At 72.0% G+C, this 21,442-nt stretch carries 23 protein-coding genes and 2 pseudogenes; 11 read left to right on the top strand and 14 right to left on the bottom strand.

The genetic code is table 11. The features are described 5' to 3' along the window. Nucleotide 1: 1 nt before the first annotated feature. From ACWD1U_RS06585 to ACWD1U_RS06575, 3 genes are all read right to left on the bottom strand, one after another. Nucleotides 2–181: a hypothetical protein gene (locus tag ACWD1U_RS06585; RefSeq protein WP_381043243.1), complete on the bottom strand. Its 180-nt coding sequence runs from the start codon at nt 179–181 to the stop codon at nt 2–4. A gap of 74 nt (nt 182–255) precedes the next feature. Next, complete coding sequence (npdG, locus tag ACWD1U_RS06580) at nt 256–975, bottom strand: NADPH-dependent F420 reductase (protein ID WP_451104982.1); 720 nt, start codon at nt 973–975, stop codon at nt 256–258. Between the two features lie 33 nt (nt 976–1,008). Then, a complete protein-coding gene (locus ACWD1U_RS06575; protein WP_451104981.1) occupies nt 1,009–2,082 on the bottom strand; it encodes a sialidase family protein in 1,074 nt (357 codons plus the stop codon). 118 nt (nt 2,083–2,200) lie between these two features. On the opposite strand from ACWD1U_RS06575, the gene ACWD1U_RS06570 reads away from it, so the two are divergent. Beyond that, complete coding sequence (locus ACWD1U_RS06570; protein ID WP_451104979.1) at nt 2,201–2,803, top strand: hypothetical protein; 603 nt, start codon at nt 2,201–2,203, stop codon at nt 2,801–2,803. Nucleotides 2,804–2,873: 70 nt separating this feature from the next. Here the strand turns inward: ACWD1U_RS06570 and ACWD1U_RS06565 are convergent, their stop codons facing one another. After that, nucleotides 2,874–3,104, bottom strand: a complete 231-nt coding sequence (locus ACWD1U_RS06565) for a hypothetical protein (protein ID WP_451104977.1) — start codon at nt 3,102–3,104, stop codon at nt 2,874–2,876. Nucleotides 3,105–3,162: 58 nt separating this feature from the next. On the opposite strand from ACWD1U_RS06565, the gene map reads away from it, so the two are divergent. Both map and ACWD1U_RS06555 read left to right on the top strand, forming a co-directional pair. Continuing rightward, nucleotides 3,163–4,020, top strand: a complete 858-nt coding sequence (map, locus tag ACWD1U_RS06560; RefSeq protein ID WP_451104975.1) for a type I methionyl aminopeptidase — start codon at nt 3,163–3,165, stop codon at nt 4,018–4,020. A gap of 157 nt (nt 4,021–4,177) precedes the next feature. Beyond that, nucleotides 4,178–4,825 (top strand): biliverdin-producing heme oxygenase, encoded by a 648-nt coding sequence (locus ACWD1U_RS06555; protein WP_451104973.1) that lies wholly within the window; start codon nt 4,178–4,180, stop codon nt 4,823–4,825. A gap of 370 nt (nt 4,826–5,195) precedes the next feature. Here the strand turns inward: ACWD1U_RS06555 and ACWD1U_RS06550 are convergent, their stop codons facing one another. After that, nucleotides 5,196–5,840, bottom strand: a complete 645-nt coding sequence (locus ACWD1U_RS06550; RefSeq protein ID WP_451104971.1) for a PhzF family phenazine biosynthesis protein — start codon at nt 5,838–5,840, stop codon at nt 5,196–5,198. A gap of 105 nt (nt 5,841–5,945) precedes the next feature. Here ACWD1U_RS06550 and ACWD1U_RS06545 point away from each other — a divergent pair. Continuing rightward, a pseudogene (locus ACWD1U_RS06545) lies at nt 5,946–6,388 on the top strand (FTR1 family protein); the annotation flags it as partial. After that, nucleotides 6,351–7,343, top strand: a complete 993-nt coding sequence (locus ACWD1U_RS06540) for a hypothetical protein (RefSeq protein WP_451104970.1) — start codon at nt 6,351–6,353, stop codon at nt 7,341–7,343. The pseudogene ACWD1U_RS06545 and the gene ACWD1U_RS06540, both read left to right, overlap by 38 nt. A gap of 24 nt (nt 7,344–7,367) precedes the next feature. Here the strand turns inward: ACWD1U_RS06540 and ACWD1U_RS06535 are convergent, their stop codons facing one another. Continuing rightward, on the bottom strand, nt 7,368–8,102 hold the full coding sequence (locus ACWD1U_RS06535; protein ID WP_451104968.1) for a bifunctional DNA primase/polymerase: 735 nt from the start codon (nt 8,100–8,102) through the stop codon (nt 7,368–7,370). Nucleotides 8,103–8,311: 209 nt separating this feature from the next. On the opposite strand from ACWD1U_RS06535, the gene ACWD1U_RS06530 reads away from it, so the two are divergent. Then, a complete protein-coding gene (locus tag ACWD1U_RS06530; RefSeq protein ID WP_451104966.1) occupies nt 8,312–9,178 on the top strand; it encodes a glycerophosphodiester phosphodiesterase in 867 nt (288 codons plus the stop codon). Here ACWD1U_RS06530 and ACWD1U_RS06525 read toward each other — a convergent pair. Next, nucleotides 9,148–9,789 carry a TetR/AcrR family transcriptional regulator gene (locus tag ACWD1U_RS06525; RefSeq protein WP_451104964.1) on the bottom strand — a complete coding sequence of 214 codons (642 nt, stop codon included), beginning with the start codon at nt 9,787–9,789 and terminating at the stop codon, nt 9,148–9,150. The genes ACWD1U_RS06530 and ACWD1U_RS06525 overlap by 31 nt on opposite strands. Before the next feature lie 106 nt (nt 9,790–9,895). Between ACWD1U_RS06525 and ACWD1U_RS06520 the strand changes: the two genes are divergently transcribed. Beyond that, entirely contained in the window at nt 9,896–10,102 is a 207-nt protein-coding gene (locus ACWD1U_RS06520; RefSeq protein WP_451104962.1) for a DUF6243 family protein, read from the top strand. A 161-nt stretch (nt 10,103–10,263) separates the two neighbouring features. Here ACWD1U_RS06520 and ACWD1U_RS06515 read toward each other — a convergent pair whose 3' ends face one another. The 3 genes from ACWD1U_RS06515 to ACWD1U_RS06505 all read right to left on the bottom strand — a co-directional run bounded on the left by ACWD1U_RS06515 (nt 10,264) and on the right by ACWD1U_RS06505 (nt 14,039). Next, nucleotides 10,264–11,268 carry a small ribosomal subunit Rsm22 family protein gene (locus tag ACWD1U_RS06515; protein ID WP_451104961.1) on the bottom strand — a complete coding sequence of 335 codons (1,005 nt, stop codon included), beginning with the start codon at nt 11,266–11,268 and terminating at the stop codon, nt 10,264–10,266. A gap of 324 nt (nt 11,269–11,592) precedes the next feature. Continuing rightward, a complete protein-coding gene (locus ACWD1U_RS06510) occupies nt 11,593–12,789 on the bottom strand; it encodes a serine hydrolase domain-containing protein (RefSeq protein ID WP_451104960.1) in 1,197 nt (398 codons plus the stop codon). Then, nucleotides 12,720–14,039 carry a multidrug effflux MFS transporter gene (locus ACWD1U_RS06505; RefSeq protein ID WP_451104958.1) on the bottom strand — a complete coding sequence of 440 codons (1,320 nt, stop codon included), beginning with the start codon at nt 14,037–14,039 and terminating at the stop codon, nt 12,720–12,722. Before ACWD1U_RS06505 ends, ACWD1U_RS06510 begins: the two co-directional genes overlap by 70 nt. A gap of 85 nt (nt 14,040–14,124) precedes the next feature. On the opposite strand from ACWD1U_RS06505, the gene ACWD1U_RS06500 reads away from it, so the two are divergent. Both ACWD1U_RS06500 and ACWD1U_RS06495 read left to right on the top strand, forming a co-directional pair. After that, nucleotides 14,125–15,159: a Gfo/Idh/MocA family protein gene (locus tag ACWD1U_RS06500; RefSeq protein ID WP_451104956.1), complete on the top strand. Its 1,035-nt coding sequence runs from the start codon at nt 14,125–14,127 to the stop codon at nt 15,157–15,159. Between the two features lie 112 nt (nt 15,160–15,271). Continuing rightward, the gene (locus tag ACWD1U_RS06495; RefSeq protein ID WP_451104954.1) at nt 15,272–16,030 is read left to right on the top strand and encodes an SDR family oxidoreductase; all 759 of its coding nucleotides are present in this window, start codon (nt 15,272–15,274) and stop codon (nt 16,028–16,030) included. Between the two features lie 276 nt (nt 16,031–16,306). On the opposite strand, the gene ACWD1U_RS06490 is transcribed toward ACWD1U_RS06495, so the two are convergent. The 3 genes and pseudogenes from ACWD1U_RS06490 to ACWD1U_RS06480 form a co-directional block, all read right to left on the bottom strand. Beyond that, on the bottom strand, nt 16,307–17,449 hold the full coding sequence (locus tag ACWD1U_RS06490) for a D-alanyl-D-alanine carboxypeptidase family protein (protein ID WP_451104952.1): 1,143 nt from the start codon (nt 17,447–17,449) through the stop codon (nt 16,307–16,309). Nucleotides 17,450–17,523: 74 nt separating this feature from the next. After that, nucleotides 17,524–17,637: pseudogene (locus ACWD1U_RS06485) on the bottom strand (aldo/keto reductase); the annotation flags it as partial. Nucleotides 17,638–17,643: 6 nt separating this feature from the next. Then, entirely contained in the window at nt 17,644–17,970 is a 327-nt protein-coding gene (locus ACWD1U_RS06480) for a nuclear transport factor 2 family protein (protein ID WP_451104950.1), read from the bottom strand. 158 nt (nt 17,971–18,128) lie between these two features. Between ACWD1U_RS06480 and ACWD1U_RS06475 the strand changes: the two genes are divergently transcribed. Both ACWD1U_RS06475 and ACWD1U_RS06470 read left to right on the top strand, forming a co-directional pair. Next, entirely contained in the window at nt 18,129–18,686 is a 558-nt protein-coding gene (locus tag ACWD1U_RS06475) for a DoxX family membrane protein (protein WP_451104948.1), read from the top strand. 56 nt (nt 18,687–18,742) lie between these two features. Further along, nucleotides 18,743–19,126 (top strand): MazG-like family protein, encoded by a 384-nt coding sequence (locus ACWD1U_RS06470; protein ID WP_451104947.1) that lies wholly within the window; start codon nt 18,743–18,745, stop codon nt 19,124–19,126. Between the two features lie 566 nt (nt 19,127–19,692). On the opposite strand, the gene ACWD1U_RS06465 is transcribed toward ACWD1U_RS06470, so the two are convergent. Further along, nucleotides 19,693–21,435, bottom strand: a complete 1,743-nt coding sequence (locus tag ACWD1U_RS06465; RefSeq protein ID WP_451104945.1) for an HNH endonuclease — start codon at nt 21,433–21,435, stop codon at nt 19,693–19,695. Nucleotides 21,436–21,442: the final 7 nt, after the last annotated feature.

Raw genomic sequence — 21,442 nt, 5'->3', positions numbered from 1 at the left:
ATCAGCCGGTGACGGACTTCTGCTGCTTGGCGCGCTTGACGTAGTACCAGCACATGTTGGACGACAGGCCCGCCAGCAGCACCCACACGATCCCCAGGAAGCTGCCCCGCGTGAAGGAGACCACCGCCGCGGCCACGGAGAGGACGCAGACGATGAGGGCGTAGAGGGCAAGGCGGGGCATGGCGGTCGGCTCCTGTCGGGGGACACTGCTGGCACTGCTGGTGCCGTCCAGTGTCCCCCATGCGCCTCACCGGCTCACACGTCGGTCACTCGGAGCCCCGCGTGCGCCTTGTAGCGGCGGTTGACGGAGATCAGGTTCGCCACCAGGGACTCCACCTGGTGGGCGTTGCGCAGCCGGCCGGCGAAGACGCCGCGCATGCCGGGGATGCGCCCGGCGAGGGCCTGGACGATCTCGACGTCGGCGCGGACCTCGCCGAGCACCATGACGTCGGTGTCGATCTCGTCGATCTCCGGGTCCTGCAGCAGCACGGCCGACAGGTGGTGGAAGGCGGCCGTGACGCGGGAGTCCGGCAGCAGGGCGGCGGCCTGCTCGGCGGCGCTGCCCTCCTCCGGCACGAGCGCGTAGGCGCCCTTCTTGTCGAAGCCGAGCGGGTTGACGCAGTCGACGACGAGCTTGCCGGCCAGTTCCTCGCGCAGGGACTCCAGCGTCTTGCCGTGACCGTCCCACGGCACGGCGACGATCACGATGTCGCTGCGGCGCGCGGTCTCGGCGTTGTCGGCGCCCTCGACGCCGTGGCCGAGCTCCTCGGCGGCGGCCCGGGCCCGGTCGGCCGCCCGGGAGCCGATGATCACCTTCTGCCCGGCCTTGGCGAGCCGGTAGGCCAGGCCCTTGCCCTGCGGCCCGGTCCCGCCGAGCACCCCGACGACGAGTCCGGAGACGTCGGGCAGGTCCCAGGGGTCCTTGGCGGGGGCCTTCTGGGCGTTGTCGGTGACAGCACTGTCGGTAGAGGTCATGGCCCAGACTCTACGTCCGCCGCGGTCATCGGCTCAGGTCAGCTCCGTCACGGGCACCCGCCGGAAGGTGATCGTCTCGTAGGCGCCGAAGTCGCCGGTCTCGTACAACAGCCCCACGGTGCCGGCGTCGATGCGTACGAGGTCGGAGTACGCGGCGGGCAGGCCGTCCACCGGGTACGCCGGTCGCCAGGTGGTGCCGCCGTCGGTGGAGACGCGGATCGTCATCAGGGCGCGGAAGCCCGGGTCGGCGGGGCCGGAGTACAGGAGCAGGTCGGGGTCGCGGAGCCGGAGGACGGCGGCCTGGCACACGGGAGCGGTGAGACCGGCCTGCGGGCGGAAGGGCTTGAGCAGGCTCTGACCGCCGTCGGCCGAGTGGGCGTCGGCTCGGGTGCCGGGCGAGGGGGAGTCGTTGCGGGTGTTGAAGTACACCCGGCCGTCGGGCAGTTCGGCGGCGGTGGTCTCGTTGGCGTTGATGTAGCCGTCGGTGTCGTCGTCGACGTAGCCGATCCGCCAGGTCACGCCCGCGTCGTCGCTGAGCAGGCAGTGGCCGCCGTTGTACTTGCCCTCCGTGCCGTTGTCGGCGCCGGTGGGCGGCAGGGAGTGGTTGGCGGGGACGACGATCCGGCCGGTGCGCAGCCGGAGGGCGTGGCCGGGGGTGGTGGCGTACCAGCGCCACTCGGGCCGCTTGGTCTGCCGGGTGATCTCCCTGGGCGCCGACCAGGTGAGGCCTTCGTCGTCGCTGTGCTGCACCCACACGCGGCGTCCGTCCGCCGCGGTCACCTTGCCCCGCCGGATGGCGTCCTCGGTGGCGAGGGCCCCGTTGCGCACGTGCACGAGGAGGACGCGGCCGGTGTCGAGGACGACGGGGGCCGGGTTGCCTGCGAGGGCGTCGCCGTTCTCCGCGGCTACCTGGAGCGGTCCCCAGGTGCGGCCGCCGTCCGTGGAGCGCTTCAGGACGATGTCGATGTTCCCGAAGTCGTCCCGGGAGCCGACCCGGCCCTCGCAGAAGGCGAGCAGGGTGCCGGTGCCGGTGGCGACGACGGCCGGGATGCGGAAGCTCGCGTAGCCCTCCCGCCCGGCGCGGAAGGGGACGCTGGTCTCGGTCATCGGCAGGTTCCTCCGGTCGTTCGACGACGGAACGGGTGACCGGTCCGCCTACCCAGGCCGGGCGAATGCGGGATGAACTCCGCGTCACGAGTGACCCGCTGCGGCAGGATGCGGGCGCATGGATGCGGTACGGGTCGCGCTGCTGCGGGAAGTGCTCGCCGGGACGGAGTGGCTGGGGGCCACGCGGCGGTTCGCCGGGGCCCTGCGGGCATCGGTGGTGCCGCACGGGGGCGGGCTGCTGCTGGTCGGCACGCCGGAGTACGAGCCGTGGCATCTGGCGGCGCACCTGGTGGACGAGGCCGCCTGGTCGGGCACGCCGGAGCTGGCCCCGACGCTGGTGCGGCACGATGCGCGCCCCTCTGATCCGGCGCACCTCGCGGTCGGTCTCGGCCGGCTGGAGGCGGCCCGGCGCGGCGAGACACTGCTGGTGGTGACCCCCGAGGCCCCGGGCGCCCCCCTGCTGGAACGGGTCTTCGACGCCCGCCGCGCCGGGGCGACGATCCTGACGCTCGGGCCCGGCCAGGGCGAGCTCCCGTCCATGTCCCACGAGACGCTGGCGGTCCCCGACGGTTCGGAACTGGACCTCGACACGGTCCAGCACCTGGTCAGCGCGGCGGCGGGCGAGAACGCCGTGCCCGCGCCGCGGGGGCGCCGCCGCCTGCGGGACCGGGTGGCGAGGCTGGTGGAACACCTGACGGCCCCGCCGCCGGCACGCTGGTGACGCCGGGACACGACCCGGGCGTGACGACGCCCGGGGCGGCACCGGCCGCGGTCCCGGGCGTCCGGACGGGTCAGGTCTCCTCGCGGCCGCCCGCCGGGGCGTCGTGCCACTTGGGGTCGTTCTCCCACTGGAGGTTGCGTTCGCGGGCGGTCGCCATCGCGTGTTCGGCCTCGGTGCGGTTCGCGTACGGGCCGAAGCGGTCCTTGTTGGGGCACTCCGGCCCCTCCTCGACCTTCTTGTGCTCCAGGCAGTAGTACCACTCGCCCGGCTTGCCGACCGTCCGCTTCTTGAACAGGGCCATGACCAGCTCCTCTCGCCACCGACATGTTCCCCCACAGCCGCTGGTTAGACTCGCTGGCATGTCTGGCCAGTCGCTGCTCGTCCCTGGGGAGCTGTCCCCCATCCGTTCCGTGCCCGGAAACATCCGCCGCCCCGAGTACGTCGGCAAGCCCGCGCCGACGCCGTACACCGGACCGGAGGTGCAGACGCCCGAGACGATCGAGGCGATGCGCCTGGCCGGCCGGATCGCCGCCCGGGCGATGGCGGAGGCCGCGAAGCTCATCACCCCCGGGGTGACCACCGACGAGCTCGACAAGGTCGCGCACGAGTACATGTGCGACCACGGCGCCTACCCATCGACCCTCGGCTACCGCGGCTTCCCGAAGTCGCTGTGCACGAGCGTCAACGAGGTCATCTGCCACGGCATCCCGGACTCCACCGTCCTGCGCGACGGTGACATCGTCAACCTCGACGTGACGGCGTACATCGGCGGTGTGCACGGCGACAACAACGCCACCTACCTGGTGGGCGACGTCGACGAGGAGTCGCGCCTGCTGGTGGAGCGGACCCGGGAGTCCCTCGACCGGGCGATCAAGGCGGTCAAGCCCGGCCGGCAGATCAACATCATCGGCCGGGTCATCGAGTCGTACGCCAAGCGCTTCGGCTACGGGGTGGTCCGGGACTTCACGGGCCACGGCATCAACTCGTCGTTCCACTCGGGCCTGATCATCCCGCACTACGACAGTCCGCACGCGACGACGGTCATCCAGCCCGGGATGACGTTCACGATCGAGCCGATGCTGACGCTCGGGACACACGAGTACGACACGTGGGACGACGGCTGGACGGTCGTGACGAAGGACCGGAAGCGGACGGCGCAGTTCGAGCACACGCTGGTCGTGACGGACACGGGCGCGGAGATCCTCACGCTGCCCTAGCGCCCGGCGTACGCCGGTTGACGGGCCCGCTCTCCTCGGAGGGCGGGCCTTCCTCATGAGCGCCCCGGGTTTTTACCGACACCGCGTCGGGAAGTGTACCGACAACCGATCGGCGAGGTCAGTCGACTCAGGTAGTCCGACCACAGGAAGTTGACCCATGGATTCCTTCTCGACGCTCATCCGGACCGCCTCCCGCGAGCAGCACGAGGAGGTCAGGGGCTCGACCTTCATGAGCGACCTGCTGGGGCACAAACTGGGGGTCGACGCGTTCGCGCGCTACACGGAGCAGCTGTGGTTCGTGTACGACGCGCTGGAGTCGGCCGCCGAGCAGCTGGCCGGGGATCCGGTGGCCGGCCCCTTCATCCGCCCGGAGCTGTTCCGCATGGCCGCGCTGGAGCAGGACCTGGAGTATCTGCGGGGCCCCGGCTGGCGCGCGTCGGTCAGTGCCCTGCCGGCGGCGCGGCAGTACGCCGAGCGGATCACCCACTGCGTCCGCACCTGGCCGGCCGGCTACGTCGCCCACCACTACACGCGCTACCTCGGCGACCTCTCGGGTGGGCAGATCATCCGCGACACGGCCGAGAAGGCGTGGGGTTTCCCGAGGAAGGGCGACGGCGTCCGCTTCTACGTCTTCGAGCAGGTCCCCAACCCGGCCGCGTTCAAGCGGGGTTACTGGGAGCTACTGGACGCGGTGCCCGGTGACGAGCTGGAGCGGCAGCGGATCGTGGCCGAGTGCAAGCGGGCGTACGGGCTGAACAACGCGGTGTTCCAGGCGCTGGGCGAGGAGTTCCCGCTGTCGGCGTAAGGGGTCCGGGGCTCTCTCGCGCACGGCGAAGCGCGGTTCCGGCTCGGAAGAGCGTCGGGCCTGGCCTGCTCGGATGTCGAACGGGCCGTTGCGGCGGACCGCGCCGCCCAGTCGATGTCGGCGGTCTCGGCCTCGAGCTCACCGGCGTACGGCCCGCACGCCACGTGGTGGTCGTCGCGGTACCCCGTGCCGTCGTCGTCGGCGGCCGTCGCCGCACCTGTGGCGGTGACGGCGGCGGTCAGGGCGGCTACGGCCAGAGCGGATCGCATGCGCGTGAGAATCCCCCTGCGGTGGTCGGTCACGCCCGGAGGTCCCCGTTCGGCACCGCGCACGCACGCGGATCCACCCCTACGGCCGCGCTCCGCCCGGGTCAGCGTTCGAGGTGGACCCGGCCGCCGACCTCGGTCCATCCGCCCGGCTGGGGCGCGGTGAGGATCTGCGAGCCCGCGCCCTGGGTGATGTTGAGGGCCCGGCCCAGCCGGTCGGTGAGCAGCAGGGCCGCCGCCCCGGTCGCCTCGTCCTCGTCGATGCCGTCACCCCGGCCGGGGAAGGCCCGGGCCCGGATCCGCCCGGCGGGCTCGTCCTCCCACGCCCAGGCGTACACCCACTCCCCCGGCGGCGGCACGGGCAGGTCGTCGACCTCGGCGGCGCTGCCGAACTGCCGCAGGGTGCGCGGGGGCACCCAGTCCGCTCGCGCCTCGATCCAGCAGAACTCCCCGTCCTGCCGGGTGCCGACCACCCCTGCGGGGGTGACCAGTTCGGGCACGTCCAGCAGCCAGGCCGTGCCGACGCAAGGGTGCCCGGCGAAGGGCAGCCGCAGGGTGGGCGTGTAGATGTCGATCACACCGCGCTCGGGGTCGTCGACGAACACGGTCTCGCTGAACCCGACCTTGGCGGCGAACGCCTGCCGGTCCTCCCGTTCGGGCATCACGGACCCCTCGCGGACGACCCCCAACTCGTTGCCGTATCCGCCGTTCGGCCCGCAGAAGACGCGCAGCACGTCGTAGTCAGTCACGGGGGCATTCAAGCACCGAGCGGGTGACCGCCGAGCCCGGGGCGGCGGGGACGGAGGAGCCGGGGGGCAGGACTTGTCCTGGTACCCGGTACGGGCAGCCGCCCGGCGAAGTTCTTCACGTACACCGGCGGGATGCTGGTCGTCGTGGCGGCGGGCGTCCCGGCCTACGGCTTCCACGACCTCCAGGAGGCCGACTTCCTTCCCGGCCTCACCGACAAGGCCTTCGACACCTCCGGCACGATCCCTCCGGACAGCTGGTACGGCACCCTGCTGAAGGGCGTCTTCGACTTCCAGCCCGACCGCACCACTCTCCAAGTCACGGTACGGGCGCTGTACTTGATCCCGACCCTGGTCCTGTTCCTCGCCCCGGCACGACCACGACGACACCGGTGGGTGACAGGGTTTGACGGCGTCACCGCCGAGGCTGCGCGCACGGCACCCCACCCCGGCCCGGCCGCCGGGGGCACCCGGTAGGGTTCGCCTCCGGAAAGGGGAAGGTGAAGGAACCCGATGAGCAGGGATCGCGACCCTCGAACGCTCCGCAGGCCCGCCCGGAGCGCCCTCATAGCAGCCTCGGTGACCGCTTTGTCGCTGACGGCCAGTGGATGCGTCGTCGTGCACGGCGAACGGGAGATCCTCCCGTCCACCACCCGCGCCGAAGCCGCCAAGGCACTCCAGGAGTTCACTACCGCGTACAACGACGCCGACAAGGCCTACGACGGCTCCCTGGACGCCGACCGCACCACCGGCGCCCTCGCCGACATCGACTCGGCCCGCCTGAAGGCCGGCAAGGCGAACAACCCGGACGGCAACCCGAACCACACCCCGCTGAAGCTGACGGACGCGAAGTTCACGATCCCGAAGAAGGCCGGCTGGCCCCGCTGGTTCCTCGCCGACGCGGCCGGCAACAAGGGCGGCTCCGCCCGCTGGCTGCTGGTGTTCACCCGCAGCAGCCTCGACGACCCGTTCCAGGTGGCCTACCTGACGCTCGTCGCCCCGGGCAAGGTCCCGCAGTTCGAGAAGGACGCGGACGGCTGGGCGGAATCCGTCCCCGTGAAGGCGACGGACCTCGCCACCGACCCCGGCGAGCTGAGCCGGTCGTACTCGACGTACCTGCAGAGCGGCGGAGAGACCTTCACTGACGGTCCGCACACCAGCCAGTGGCGTTCCCTGCGCCAGAAGAACGCCAAGAAGCCGGGCATGGTCACCCAGTACATCGACGAGCCGCTGACGAACGGCGACTACGCGCCGCTGGCGCTGCGCACGACGGACGGCGGGGCGCTCGTGTTCTTCACCACGCGGCACTACGAGAAGCAGACGGCCCACGCGGGCACGTCGGTCCCCTCCCCGAACAAGGACGTCCTCGCGCTGACGAAGGGCGAGATCAAGCAGTCCCTGACGATGGAGTTCGTCTCGAACGAGGTGGCGCTGGACCCGAAGGGCCCGGGCAAGGTGACGATCCTGGGCAGGATCCAGGGCCTGACGTCAGCGGAGGGCTCGTAGATCGGGCCCCCGTTCGGGAACACCTCAGTGGCGCGGGGGCCAGCCGGCCCCCGCGGGGCCGGTCTCCTCCACGGCATACCGCGCACAGACCTCCGTGAGCGCCTCCAGCAGGGTCAGCGGATCCGGCAGCGGATGCTCGGGCCCGCGCACCCACCGCACGGACTGGTCCTCCCCCGGCAGCCGGGCCGGCGGTACGAGGACGTAGGAGCCGCGACAGTGCCAGCGCAGCCCGGGGTGTTCGTCCATCGTCTCGGGGTGGCAGTCCAACTCGCAGGGCCACCACTCGTCCTCCTGCTCGGGCGTACCGCGGGTGAGCGTGAAGAACAGCATGCGGCCGTCGTCGCTCTCGGCGACGGGCCCGACCTCGACGCCCTCGGCCAGCAGCCGCTCCAACGCGTCGCGACCGGCATCGAGGGGCACGTCGAGGACGTCGTGCACCATGCCGGTCGCGGTGATGAAGTTGGCCTGCGGCTGATGGCGGGCCCAGCGCTCGATCTGGGGGCGATCGGTGGTGGACTGCGTCTGCCAGGCGAAGGACACCGGGTGCCGGGCCGGGGTGGGACAGCCGACGCGGTCGCAGGAGCAGCGGTATCCGGCGGGGTGGGCGGCGGGCGCGAGGGGCAGTCCCGCGTCGGCGGCGGCGAGCAGCAGGTCCTCACGGCCGCCGTCCCCGGCGGTCTCCTTCGGCCGGCGTCCGGCGCGCAGCCACTGGGTGAGTTTGCCCTGCAGGCCGGTCCGGCCGCCGAACTCCGCGCTCATCTATCCCCTCGCCTCGCCGTCGTGCGGAACAGCATGCCCTATGGTCCCATCTTCCCGCGCACCGGGGGGCCAGTGCCCACATCCGGGGCATGAGGGCCGAGACTCGTACCGGTGGGGCGAGGCATATGCCCACGGGACGAGGTGTACTCCGCACCGTGATCGGGTGTCATTGCCCGCTTTGCCAGGACATGGCGCCCTACCGTGGTCGCATGGTCACATGGATCGCGCTGATGGGCCTGGCCTCCGCGGTGTCCGTGGTCTCACTGACCCTGACGGGACCAGGCGGTCGCGCTCCGGCCCCGCTGGAGTGGGGCGCGGGCCCCCTGACGGTGGCGGCGCTCCCCCGGATCACCTACGTCGCCCACCGCGGCGGCGCCCGTGAGGTCCCCGAGAACAGCATGGCGGGGCTGATGACCGCCTACGCGCGCGGGACGGCGCAGGTGTTGGACTTCGACACCCGGCTGCTGCGCGACGGCACACCGGTGGTGTTCCACGACGAGACCCTGAACCGCACCACCTACCTGGGCGGCGAGGTGTCCGGCCTGGACGCCCGGGAGTGGCGGGGCGTACGGCTGCGCCCGAAGGACGCGCTGCCCGGCAGCTGGCGCTCGGAACGGCCGCCGACCGTGGCCGAGGTGCTGGATCGTTTCGGCGGGCGGATCGTGCTGATGCTGGAGGCGAAGGACCCGCGCGGTCTCGACCGGCTGGCCGCCCTGATCCGGGCCCGCGGCCTGACCCGCTCGGTGTTCGTGAACTCCAACGACCCGGAGGTGGCGCGCCGCGTCCACCGCCTCGGCCTGCTCACGCAGTTGTGGCGCTCGGCGCGGCAGCTGCGCACGGACCGCCCGGAGCGCTGGCGGCCGTTCGTGGACCTGCTGGACGTGGACCACCGGGCGCGCGACGCGGATCTGCGGCGGGCGGTGAGGTCGGGCATCCCACGGGTGTGGGCGCACACGGTGGTGACGGACGCGCAGCGGGACCGGGTGCTGGAGCTGGGCTGCGACGGGGTCATCACGGACGCGCCGGGGCGCCTGGCCCGGGCCGCTCAGCGGGGCGCGAGGCCGTACAGGGCGTAGTCGACGAGGGTGTCGGTGTACTCGTAGGAGATCGGGCCCGTGCGCTGGAGCCAGCGCTGGGCGAGCGGGGAGATGAAGAACTCCAGGGCGATGCGCGGGTCGATGCCGGGGCGGACCTGCCCGGCTTCCTGTGCGGCGCGCAGCCGGCCGATGTAGAGGTCGAGCGAGGGCTGCATCAGCTTGGCCACGAGCTCGCGCCCGAGCTGCTCGTCGACGACGCCCTCGGCGGCCAGCGCTCGTGAGGGCGCCTCGAACCTCGGGTCGCGCAGTTGGTCGACGGTGGCGCGCAGGACGCCCTTGACGTCGGCGGCGAGGTCACCGGTGTCCGGGAAGGCGTACGGCACCGGGCCCGCCTCCCGCACGGACTGCTCGGCCAGGTCCAGGAACGCCTCCATCAGCACGTCCGCCTTCGACGGCCACCACCGGTAGATCGTCTGCTTGCCGACGCCGGCACGGGCGGCGATGCCCTCGATGGTGGTCTTCGGGTAGCCGACCTCCACGACGAGCGCGAGGGCGGCGTCGTAGATGGCGCGGCGGGACTTCTCGCTGCGGCGGGTGGAGTCGGGTGCGGGCTTGCCGGGAGTGGACCGGGCGGACTTCTGGACGGCCATGGGACGAACTTATCAGGTTGACAAGACGGAGCGTCTCGCGAACAGTGATGCCGACACACGAGACGAACCGTCTCGTCACGGCGAGGATGCGGGGAAGGAGCCCGAGATGGCCCGAGGCGGAGCCGGAAACATGCTGGGGGTCGGCGGATCGCGCCGGAACCTCGGCCGCGAGGCGCTGCGCGGCGGCGGCCGGGGCGGCCCGGTCGGCGGCGGTCTCGATCCGCAGGCCCAGAAGCGCGAACTGCTGCGCACGCTCCGGGAGAAACGGCAGCGGCAGCGCCAGGAGGGTGGTGCGGGCGACCGGTCGTCGTAACCTCCCCGCCCGGGAGAGACCGTGCCCCCGCGGCGGCCGCACGGGCGATCCTGCTGCGCCGCGCCGACCTGGTCGCCGCTACGAGGCCTGGGCGGCGGCAGCCGGCGACACCTTCCGTATCGCCGGCAGTGCCGACCAAGCCCTCGGTATCGCCGTCGGTCTCAGCGGAACCCGGCCGGGGGGTCGCAGGGCGGCCAGGCGTCTCCCCAGTCGGCGTCCCGTGCGGCCTTGTACAGGTCGCCGTGGCGCTTGGTGACGGTGGTGCGGCGCAGGGACGGTTCGGTCTCGCACAGGTCGAGCAGGACCTGGCCCTTGCGGATCTGGGGGCGCCGGACGACTCGGGAGGAAGCCTGTTCGACGGGGAAGCGGGCGGCGGCGACGTAGCTGAACTTCTCGTCCTCGTAGGCCAGGGAGCCGCCCTTGACCTGGCGGTGCAGGGAGGAACGGCTGACCCGGGCGGAGAAGTGGCACCAGTCCGTGCCCGGGGCGATGGGGCAGGCGGCGCTGTGCGGGCAGGGGGCCGCGATGTGGAAGCCGGCGGTGACCAGCCGGTCGCGGGCCTCGATGACGCGGGCGTAGCCGTCCGGGGTGCCTGGTTCGACGATCACGACGGCCCGGGCGGCGGCCGCCGCGGCGTCGACGAGGGCGGTGCGGTCGGCCGCGGTCAGTTCGTTGAGGACGTAGGAGACGGTGACGAGATCAGTGCTCTCGAGGGTGAGCGCCGCTCCGATCCGAGAGCGCTGCCACCGTACGTCCCGCAGGGCCGGGTGCGCCGCGGCGATCTCCCGGCCGAGAGCGAGCGCGGGCTCGGCCCAGTCGAGCACGGTGACGGGCCGCTCCCCGTCCCAGGTCGCGCTCACGGCCCAGGCGGCGGCCCCGGTCCCGCCACCGACGTCGGTGTGCCCGCCGGGCACCCACGCGGGCACGGTCTCCGCGAACGCCTCCAGCGCCGACCGCACCGCCTCGAAGGTCGCGGGCATCCGGTAGGCGGCGTAGGCGGCGACGTCGGCGCGGTCGCGCAGGATGGGAGCGTCGGTCGGGGTGGCCCCGCGGTAGTTGGCGATCAGCCGCTCGACCGCCTGCGAGGCCTGCCGGGGCGGAAGACCGTCGAGCAGACCGGCGAGGGCGGCGCGGAGGGATTCGGCCGGGGGTGCGGGGACGTTCACCCGGCGATTCTACGAGGGGCGGATCGAGAGCGACGCGTCGCCGAGAGAGCGACGTCCGCGGTCGTGGGCGCCGCTCGCGGTGGAGGCGCTGAGAGCGGAGAGCAACGCTCACCGTGGCAAGCAACGCTCACCATGGAGAGCCACGCTCGCCGTGGCAAGCAAGCTCACCATTGAGGGCACCCGCCCACCTTCATGAGCATCGCTCAGCCTCGTGAGCGGTGCTCACCCTCATGAGCATCGCTCAGCCTCATGAGCGGTGCTCTCACCACTCTCCGCCGAGCACGCCGCTCACCCGAGAACGCCGCTCGCCCGAGAGCCCCGCTCTCACATCCCCCTCACGGCCCGAGCCACCCGTGTCCCCGCCGCCGCCCTCGGCGCGCTGTCCGGGCGTCGGCGGCGGGGGTGGACCGCGTTCGTGAGGAGGATCAGGAACGTGTCCGTCGCCGGGTCCAGGACGAGGGACGTGCCCGTGAAGCCCGTGTGGCCCGCCGCGCCGCGACCCGCCAGGTCGCCCATGAACCACGGCTGGTCGAGGGAGAAGCCGAGGCCCGGCGAGGTGAAGAGGAGCTCGACGAAGTCGGGGCCGAGGATGCGGGCGGGGCCGTAGGAGCCGCCGGCGAGGAGGGTGCGGCAGAACACCGCGAGGTCCCGGCCGGTGGAGAACAGGCCGGCGTGGCCCGCCACACCTCCGAGCGCCCAGGCGTTCTCGTCGTGCACCTCGCCCCGCAGCATCCCCCGGTCGGCCTTGGCCCACGGCCGCCGCTGGTCCTCCGTCGCCGCGGCACCCGGGCACGGCCCGAAGTCCGTCGCCCTCATGCCCAGCGGCCGGGTGATGCCGTCGCGGAAGAGGACGTCGAGCGTGCGGCCCGTGACGCGTTCCAGGACGTGCTGGAGCAGGAGCATGTTCAGGTCGGAGTAGCGGTACGCGCCGGGCGTCCCGGTCGGCGGCTCCGCCTGGAGCACCGCGAGTCGCTGCCCGTCGTCGGCGCAGTCGTACAGCGGGAGTTCGGGCCGCAGCCCGGAGGTGTGGGTGAGCAACTGCCGTACGGTGATGCCGTGCCGGGCGGCGGCCGTGAAGTCCGGCAGGTACGCCCCCACCTTCGCGTCGATGCCGAGTGTGCCGCGCTCGATCTGCTGCACGGCGGCCACGGACGTGAACAGTTTGGTCAGGGACGCCAGGTCGAAGGGCGTGCCGACGGTCATCGGGACCCGCTCCTCGGCGGGCAGTTCCACGCCGGCGTCGGTGGCCTCGTCGTAGGCCGCGTAGCGGACGGCCCAGCCCGCCGCCTCCTGGACCGCGATCACGGGGCCGCGTCCGACGACCAGGACCGTGCCCGGCGCCCAGGGACGCTGCCCGGTGGTGAGGACGTGGACCTCCCGGACGAGCTGCCGCAGCTCCGCGGGGTCGAGTCCGGCCCGCTCCGGCGTGCCGTCGCGCAGTCTCGGTGCGCTCAGCTCTCCGCTCCCTCCTCCGGGGCCGCCGCGCTCGCGCGCCTGCTCTCCGTCTTCCAGGGTCGGCACATTCCCATGAAGCAGGCCAGTGCCACCAGTGCGGCGGCCAGTTGGACGACGGCCATCGGGAGGGCCGTGTCCTCGCCGGCGACGCCGACGAGCGGGGAGGCGACCGCGCCGATGAGGAACGAGGACGTGCCGAGCAGGGCGGAGGCGGAGCCGGCTGCGTGCTCGGTGCGCATCAGGGCGAGCGCCTGGGTGTTGGGCAGGGTGATGCCCATGGCGGACATCAGCACGAACAGCGCGGCGGCGACGGGCGCCAGACCGACCTCGCCGAACACGCCGAGGGACATCAGCAGCAGCGCGGTCGCGGCGGTGATGACGATGGCGAGGCCGATCGCCAGCACCCGGTCCAGGCTGACCCGGCCGACCAGGACCTTGCCGTTGATCTGGCCGACGACGACCAGCCCGATCGAGTTGAGGCCGAACAGCAGGCTGAAGGTCTGCGGTGAGGCGCCGTAGATCTCCTGGATGACGAACGGGGACGCCGAGATGTAGGCGAACAGCGCCGCGAAGGAGAAGCCGCCGGTGAGGGTGTAGCCGGCGAAGGAGCGGTCGGCGAGCAGGGAGCGCATCGAGCGCAGGGCCTCGCCGACGCCACCGCTGTGGCGCTGCGCGGGCTCGAGGGTCTCGGGCAGCTTCGCCCAGACCAGGGCGGCGATCAGCACGCCGATGACCGTGAGGACGGCGAACACGCCCCGCCAGTCCGTGACGCGCAGGACCTGTCCGCCGATCAGCGGCGCCACGATCGGGGCGACCCCGGAGATCAGCATGAGGGTGGAGAAGAACCGGGCCATGGCCATGCCGTCGTAGAGGTCGCGGACGACGGCCCGGGCGATGACGATCGCGGCGGCGCCCGCGAGGCCCTGGGCCAGCCGGAAGACGACCAGGAGTTCGACGGTGGGGGCGAGCGCGCACAGGACGGTGGCGGCGACGAAGACGGCGAGTCCGGCGAGCAGCGGGCGGCGGCGCCCCCACCGGTCGCTCATCGGCCCGACCACGAGCTGTCCGAGGGCCATGCCGGCCAGGCACGCGGTGAGCGTGAGCTGGACGGTCGCGGCCGGCGCGTGCAGGGAGCGGGTGACCTCCGGCAGGGACGGGAGGTACATGTCCATCGCCAGGGGCGGTACGGCGGTCAGGCTCCCGAGGAGGAAGGTGACCAGGAGCCCGGTCCGGCGGCGCGGTGCGCGGTCGGGCCGCTCGGTCCCGGCTGCGGCCTCCTGCGCGGTGCTCGATATGGACGCCCCACCGTCGGGCATGAGTCCCTCCCTCTGCGAGTCGATCGCCACCTATGCTCTCAGCTCGTACGGAGTGCTCGGGGTCACGAGGCGGAGGCGGGGCGGAATGACGGCGGACACGGTGCGGTGGGGGATCCTGGCGACCGGCGGGATAGCGGGCGCGTTCACCGCGGATCTGATCGACCTGCCGGACGCGGAGGTCGTGGCGGTGGCGTCCCGGTCCGAGGAGTCGGCGAAGGCGTTCGCGGAGCGGTTCGGGATCCCCCGGGCCTACGGCGACTGGAACGCGTTCGCGCAGGACGAGGACATCGATGTCGTCTACGTCGCCACCCCGCACACGGCGCACCGGACCGCCGCCGGTCTGTGCCTGGCTGCCGGGCGAAACGTGCTGTGCGAGAAGCCGTTCACGCTGAACGTGCGCGAGGCGGAGGAACTCGTCGCGCTGGCGCGGGAGCACGGGCGCTTCCTGATGGAGGCGATGTGGATGTACTGCAATCCGCTGGTGCGGCGGCTGAAGGCGCTGGTGGACGACGGAGCGATCGGTGAAGTGCGCAGTGTGCAGGCGGATTTCGGGCTGGCCGGGCCGTTCCCGCCCTCGCACCGGCTGCGGAACCCGGAGCTGGGTGGCGGTGCGCTGCTCGATCTGGGCGTGTACCCGGTGTCGTTCGCTCATCTGCTGCTCGGGGAGCCGTCGGACATCACGGCGCGAGCGGTGCTCTCGGACGAGGGCGTCGATCTCCAGACGGCAGCGGTGCTCTCGTGGGAGAGCGGCGCTCTCGGTTCGGTGCACTGCTCCATCGTGGGCGGTACGGCGACCTCCGCCTCGGTCACCGGCTCGAAGGGCCGCATCGACATCGAGCACGGCTTCTTCTTCCCGGACCGTTTCGTCCTGCACCGGGACGGCCGTGATGCCGAGGAGTTCGCGGCCGACCCGGCGGACGGGCCCCGCAACAGCCTGCGCCACGAGGCCGCCGAGGTGATGCGCGCCCTGCGCGCCGGTGAGACCGAGTCCCCGCTCGTACCGCTCGACGGCACGCTCGCCGTGATGCGGACGCTCGACACGATCCGGGGCCGCGTCGGCGTCCGCTACCCGGGCGAGGCCCCGGACGAGGACCTCACGGCGCAGCTCACGCCGGCCTGAGCCCCTGCTCTTCCATCTCCCTCACGTAGGACACGGCCGTCGTGACCGGCATCCACTGCCGCGTCACGTACGGCACGGTCCCGGAGCTGCCCCTCCCGTACGCTGCGGGCCCATGCATACGAAGCGAAGTGGAATCGCGGTGGTGACCGGGGCGGGCTCCGGCATCGGCCGGGCGGTCGCCGTGGAACTGCTGCGCGCGGGCTGGTCGGTGGCGCTGGCCGGCCGGCGCGTCGGGACGCTGGAGGAGACGGCGGCCCTGGTACCCGAGGGCGCGGCTCTGGCCGTACGGACGGACGTCTCACGCCCCGAGGACGTCAGTGCCCTGTTCGCCGTCACCGTCGAGCGCTTCGGCCGGGTCGACCTGCTGTTCAACAACGCGGGCACGTTCGGGCCCGGCGGCGTGCCGGTCGAGGAACTGCCCTACGACGCCTGGCGGCACGTGGTGGACACCAACCTCAACGGGGCGTTCCTGTGCGCGCAGGCGGCGTACCGGCAGATGAAGGAGCAGGATCCGCAGGGCGGCCGGATCATCAACAACGGCTCGATCTCCGCGCACGCACCCCGTCCGCACTCGGTGGCCTACACCGCGACCAAGCACGCGCTGACCGGCCTGACCAAGTCGCTGTCGCTGGACGGGCGGCCGTACGGGATCGCCGTCGGGCAGATCGACATCGGCAACGCGGCCACCGACATGACGGCCCGTATGCAGACGGGAGCCCTGCAGGCGAACGGGGAGGTCGCCCCGGAACCGGTGATGGACGTCTCCGACGTGGCCCGCACGGTGCGGCACATGGCGGAGCTGCCGCTGGGGGCGAACGTGCAGTTCGCGACGGTACTGGCCACGGCGATGCCGTACGTCGGACGGGGCTGAGCCGGCCGCGGCGGTAGTCAACGCGTCAACCTACACAAGCGGAATGCCAACCTCCGGACCATTGCGGCCGGTCGGGCGCTTATGCTCAACTCTCCTGCACCAAAGCTTCACACTTGGGGCAGAGGGCTTCCGTCGGCCACCTCCAGGGGGAGGCGGCAGTCGTTCCACCACACCGGGTGGGGGTGGACCCCGCGTGGGATCGCGGAGTACGCACCGGTGGGCGTGGAACGACTGCCGCGCACGTCGAGGACCGGCGCCGCACGGCCGGTGGGGACGTCATGCGCGGTGCCGTCCCGTCGCGGGTCCGGGTGCCCTGCGCCGGCGCAGCGCCCAGGCCCCGCCCGCCAGGAGCGCGACCGCCGTGCCGGCGCCTTCCACCAACCGCCCCGCCGAGGGGCCGTGGGTGGCCGCCCCGGCGGCGACGGACCCTCGCGTCGCTGGCGGCCCCGCCCCGTGCCGCTCGCTCACCGGCTCGACCAGCATCCCCACGGCCGGCGCCGACGCGCGGTGCGCGAAGCCCCAGTCGAGCAGGGCTGCCGCCTCCTCGTAGACGGCGTCGAGCCTGTTGCCGGGGTGCATGACCGTGACGAGCAGGGTGCGCCCGCCGCGCCTGGCGGCTCCGGTGAAGGTGTTGCCGGCGTGGGTGGTGTAGCCGTTCTTGACGCCGATCAGCCCCGGATACGCCCGCAGGCCCCACGCCCCGTCCAGCAGCCGGTCGGTGTTCTGGATCTGGAACGCCTTCCTGCCGCCGGCCGGGAAGTCGGCCGTTCTCGTACGGCAGTAGGCGCGGAAGCCGGGGTCGCGCAGCCCGTGCCGGGCGAAGAGCGTCAGGTCGTACGCCGAGGACAGCTGCCCCGGGTGGTCGAAGCCGTCCGGGCTGACCACGTGTGTGTCCAGGGCCCGGAGTTCCCGCGCCTTGGCCTGCATCTCGGCGACGGTTCTCGCCACACCGCCGTTCATATGGGCGAGGACGTGCACGGCGTCGTTCCCCGAGCGCAGGAAGACGCCCTGCCACAACTGGTCGACGGTGTACGTGGCCCCGGCCCGGATACCGACGAGGCTCGAGCCCGCCGGGACGCCGGCGAGGTCGGCGTCGGTGACGGTGTGCCGGCTGCTCCGCGGGAACCGGTCGAGCACCGTGTCGGCGAACAGCATCTTCAGCGTGGACGCGGGCGGCAGCCGCCGGTGCGCCCGGTAGGCGGCCAGCACCTCACCACTGTCGTGATCGGCGACGAGCCAGGAGCGGGCCGTGAGCCTCCCGGGCAGTCCGGTGGTGCTGCCCACCTGCACCGCGTCGCGGGCGAGGCGGTCGCCGCCGATCACGGTGCCGGCGGCGGAAGCCGGTACCGCGGCGGCCACCGGGGCGGCCAGGGCGAGGGCGAGCACGGAACGTCTGGACAGCCGGGCTGAGTCACGCATTCAGCGACGTTACGAAGCCGAACCGCGCCGGCGTGCACGGAACGTTCAAAGACTGGCCCAAGGTCACGCAAGGGTCACCTTCCGAGCAGCCGGTCGACCTCGGCCAGCTGCTCGCCGGTCAGTGCCCCCTTCTCCAGTGCTCCCGCGTTCTCCTCCGCCTGGACGACCGAACGGAATCCGGGGACGGGGTTCTTTCAGGCCTGGCCGGTCTCGAAGCGGGAGATCCGGCCGTCGTCGTCCACGGTGAAGCTCCACCGGGTGCGCATCTCGCCCCAGGTGTCGTTGTTGTAGCGGGCGATGAGGCAGCGGCCGCCGTTGGACTCGTTGTCGACCTCCAGGTGGCCGTGCGAGGAGAAGATCTCCCGGTCGACCCAGTCGGCGAGGTCGCGGTCCGTGCCGTCGTCCGCCATGGTCGCGCCCGGCGCGAGGAGTTCCATGAAGCTCCCGCGGTCGTGGTTGTTCACGGCGGCCACGAAGGCACGGACGGCCGGATCGCTGAGGCGCGTGGTCTGAATCGTCATGCGAGCCAGCCTCGTCCCGGCCCCGCGCCCGCGCCACCCGTGCCACCCGAACGGCGCCCCGGGCGGCTCCGCCGGGTGTCGCCCGCGGCCGGCGGTGCGACGGTGGAGACGCGACGAGGAGTGTCCTTCTGTCCCTGCTGTCTGCTCCGGGAGACGACGTGAGGCGTGACGACCGACATGATCTGGGCCTGCTGTTGCTCCGCCTCGGGACGGGCGGTGTCCTGGCAGCCCACGGCGTGCAGAAGCTCTTCGGCTGGTTCGGCGGGCACGGCATCCAGGGGACCGGCCAGTTCATGGAGTCCGTCGGCTACGTCCCCGGCAAGGCGAGTGCGACGGCGGCGGGCCTCGCGGAGACGGGCGGCGGCGCGCTGCTGGCCCTGGGCCTGGCAACCCCCGCCGCGGGCGCGGCGGCGGCCGGCGCGATGGCCGGCGCGGCGGCGGTGCACGCCCCGAACGGCTTCTTCAACCAGGGCGGCGGCTACGAGTACGCGGCGGCACTCGGCCTCACCGCCGCGGGCCTGGCCGTCACCGGCCCGGGCCGCCTCTCCCTGGACCACGTCCTCGGCCACGCGGCGAACCGGAGCTGGATGATCCCGGCGGCGTTCGCGGCGACGGCGGCGGGGACGGCGGCGGTGGTGGGGGCGCGCGCCCGGCGGCTGCGGAAGGCGAAGGAGGGCGAGCAGGACCCGCTGTTCGAAGAGGAGTACATGGAGTAGAGCGGGACCGGGAGAGGCAGGGGGCACTGTCGTACCCACGTGGCACGCTGCCCTCCATGAGCGATCACACGCCGCCCGCGCCCGAGCTGTGGGCATCCGTCGACACCCTGTGGGAGTGGCTGGACTCCCACCGCCCGATCGAGGGCCGCGAGGGCATGCTGCTGCGCATCCTGAAGCTGTCCGAGGAGGTCGGGGAGGTCGCCGAGGCGGTGATCGGCGCGACCGGCCAGAACCCGCGCAAGGGCGTGACGCACACCTGGGACGACGTGCAGGCGGAGTTGTGCGATGTGGTCATCACGGCGTTGGTCGCGCTGCGCACGCTCACGCCGGAGGCGCGGGAGGTGTTCGAGCGGCATCTGGAGCGGGTACGGAAGCGGTCGCTGGCCCTCGGCACCGCGGTGATCCGAACGACCCCCATGACCTCGTCTGGCGGGCCCTGAACGCGAACGCAGCGAAGACGATCCGGCCGACGCCGTCCGGGCACTGCTGAGCCTCGCTCGGTCGGCCGCCAGCAGAGCCGTCGCTACCCTCGCCGCCCACGGCACGACGGCCGGCCACTGGGTGTTGGTTTACGGTGTTCCACCACGTCGTCTGCGACGGATGGTCCCCCTGTCGTGGCCGTCACCAACTGGCTGAGCCCCCCGTGCGACGGACAGAACGACCTTGTCCCGCCCGCGCCCAGCGCGAACCGCCTTCACCGCGACCGCTCCGACATCGTCGGCACCCTGCGTGATGCCGTACTCCTGCGCGCCCGACTCGACCAAGCCGAAGCCTTCAGCGACCTGGTGAAGCAACTCGACGATCACGGTTCCGGCGGCAGACGACGGCACCGGACATGCTGGTATGCCGATGGACTCGCAGTCCGCGCCTGTAGCGCTGACCTGCTGGGCCCGGCCCTCCGGTTCTTCGCGACCGCCCGGCGACCGCGAGGCTGCCGCCCACCGAGCCCTTGTCGATATCCAAAGCGGTGGTCTGAAGGGTGCCCGTCACCAGGTCGGTCACCTTGTCATGGGTGGGACGCGGGAAGAAGCACATGTGATCCGTGCACTGCGCTGTAGCGGTTCCTTCCGCAGAGTCCTCGGTGGTACTCGACGTACTGCTCGTCGATTTCGTGTTCGGCGTGGCGTCGCAACGTGCCGATGAGCTCCTCGTCCTTGCTCCGCCGTATGTTCCAGTCCTCATCGATGAAGATGGCCAGCGTGTCGAACTGAACGTGGTGATTGGGGCACAGGCACAGCAAGTTGGATAGCGTGTCCGGTCCGTTGTGCGGGTTTCCGAGCCCTCTTATGTGCGCAGCCTCGCTGTAGTGGCTGAAACGTGTCTCCAGCCGGAGCCCACACACCTGGCACTGATGCCGGTGAAGCATTTTGACCCTGTCCACCAGACGCTGGTCCCTGCCGGGGCGCGACACCACAACCTGGCGGCGGCCCTCATGCCGAGCGGACCGCCCACTGCCCTTGCGGTCATCGTCATCCGCGCCGCTGGCGTGCGCGTACCCGCCCAGGCCGACTCGTTCCAGAAGTTCCTCCTGGTCGACATCCTTGAGATAGGTGGTACACAGCAGGCCGATCGCTTCGGCACGGGCCAGCGGCTGTCGCAGAAGTCGCGCCGCCTCCCGCCCGAGCCCGGCCCGAGCCCCCGACTCGACGGAGGCTGCGATCGACACCGGATCCCGGCGTTCCGAACCCTCCCGGCGTTCGGAACCCTCGACTTCCCACAGCCCGCTGCCGCAGAGGTGCCGGAACGGATACTCGAGTGACACCGTTACGTCTGGCGAGCCGAACTCCTGCAAGATGGGTTCGAGATGTCGCTGGTAGACGTCCGAAGGCGCCAGACGACCCTGCCCTGACACCAGGCGGCCGATCGCCCACAACAGAGTGAGGGATCTGTGGCGGGTGGGTCGCCCCACCGCGACATCGGCGTGAAGGGTTCCCAGTGCACGCAGGAGGTCCCCCCGCCCCATCCTCGCCACGGGAGCAACGAGTCCTTCACCACTGCTGGGCCGCCCCGCTTCGGCAGGTGCCCCTCCGCCGAGTTTTCCGTCCAGCAGAGCCAGGTGGCGACGGCGCTCCGCGGCCCTGACGAGGGTGAGGCTGCGCAGCGGCGGCGTCATCGCCAGAGCGGCCAGGAGCGGTTCCGCCGGCACCTCGAACTCGTCGACATCGCCCAGAGCCATGATGTGCTCCCAAGTGCTGCCAGTCTCCTCATCGACCCCCCAGACCGCCGCTGCCAGGTCACGGTTACGGAGGAGTCCCAGGATCCGGGCCTTGGCGACGAAGGTGTTCTGCGCGTAGAAGAGGACCTCGTCGCCGACTTTCCGGTCGCGGAGCGCGACGGCCTTGGCATTCCCCGTCTGCTGGGTGGGGGTCGAACCCCACAGCCGTGCCACCCCGTCGGGGAAGATGCGGCTCAGTTCCTCCGCGTGCGCTCCGAGTGCATGGTCGTACTGCGAGAGCCGGATGCCTCTGCGGACCGAGTGGTCGAAGTGTTGTGGACCGCGCATCCGGGCGCCGCCTCGCGGCTGCAAAACCCATTGGACCGAGTCGGACCCGATATGCCCGCCCGAGCCCCCTGGGCGCCGACCGCTCATTCCCGTACTGATGTCGAACATGGTCTGATCACCGTGGCCGTTCCCCATGGTGATCAGGTTTTCACATAACCAGGAGCCCTGGTATGGGACTTGGACAACAGCCGCGCCCCGAACAGGGTTCGTCAGCACCTTCACCCTCATGCTGAGCCGGTCGATCAAGATGATG

The sequence above is a fragment of the Streptomyces sp. NPDC002788 genome, assembly GCF_053592115.1.
This window is presented reverse-complemented; position numbering and strand designations above follow the sequence as displayed.

Coding starts and splice junctions, on each gene's coding strand:
- ACWD1U_RS06585 (WP_381043243.1), bottom strand. CDS start 181: ATGCCCCGCCTTGCCCTCTACGCCCTCATCGTCTGCGTCCTCTCCGTG.
- npdG (WP_451104982.1), bottom strand. CDS start 975: ATGACCTCTACCGACAGTGCTGTCACCGACAACGCCCAGAAGGCCCCC.
- ACWD1U_RS06575 (WP_451104981.1), bottom strand. CDS start 2,082: ATGACCGAGACCAGCGTCCCCTTCCGCGCCGGGCGGGAGGGCTACGCG.
- ACWD1U_RS06570 (WP_451104979.1), top strand. CDS start 2,201: ATGGATGCGGTACGGGTCGCGCTGCTGCGGGAAGTGCTCGCCGGGACG.
- ACWD1U_RS06565 (WP_451104977.1), bottom strand. CDS start 3,104: ATGGCCCTGTTCAAGAAGCGGACGGTCGGCAAGCCGGGCGAGTGGTAC.
- map (WP_451104975.1), top strand. CDS start 3,163: ATGTCTGGCCAGTCGCTGCTCGTCCCTGGGGAGCTGTCCCCCATCCGT.
- ACWD1U_RS06555 (WP_451104973.1), top strand. CDS start 4,178: ATGGATTCCTTCTCGACGCTCATCCGGACCGCCTCCCGCGAGCAGCAC.
- ACWD1U_RS06540 (WP_451104970.1), top strand. CDS start 6,351: ATGAGCAGGGATCGCGACCCTCGAACGCTCCGCAGGCCCGCCCGGAGC.
- ACWD1U_RS06535 (WP_451104968.1), bottom strand. CDS start 8,102: ATGAGCGCGGAGTTCGGCGGCCGGACCGGCCTGCAGGGCAAACTCACC.
- ACWD1U_RS06530 (WP_451104966.1), top strand. CDS start 8,312: ATGGTCACATGGATCGCGCTGATGGGCCTGGCCTCCGCGGTGTCCGTG.
- ACWD1U_RS06525 (WP_451104964.1), bottom strand. CDS start 9,789: ATGGCCGTCCAGAAGTCCGCCCGGTCCACTCCCGGCAAGCCCGCACCC.
- ACWD1U_RS06520 (WP_451104962.1), top strand. CDS start 9,896: ATGGCCCGAGGCGGAGCCGGAAACATGCTGGGGGTCGGCGGATCGCGC.
- ACWD1U_RS06505 (WP_451104958.1), bottom strand. CDS start 14,039: ATGCCCGACGGTGGGGCGTCCATATCGAGCACCGCGCAGGAGGCCGCA.
- ACWD1U_RS06500 (WP_451104956.1), top strand. CDS start 14,125: ATGACGGCGGACACGGTGCGGTGGGGGATCCTGGCGACCGGCGGGATA.
- ACWD1U_RS06495 (WP_451104954.1), top strand. CDS start 15,272: ATGCATACGAAGCGAAGTGGAATCGCGGTGGTGACCGGGGCGGGCTCC.
- ACWD1U_RS06490 (WP_451104952.1), bottom strand. CDS start 17,449: ATGCGTGACTCAGCCCGGCTGTCCAGACGTTCCGTGCTCGCCCTCGCC.
- ACWD1U_RS06480 (WP_451104950.1), bottom strand. CDS start 17,970: ATGACGATTCAGACCACGCGCCTCAGCGATCCGGCCGTCCGTGCCTTC.
- ACWD1U_RS06470 (WP_451104947.1), top strand. CDS start 18,743: ATGAGCGATCACACGCCGCCCGCGCCCGAGCTGTGGGCATCCGTCGAC.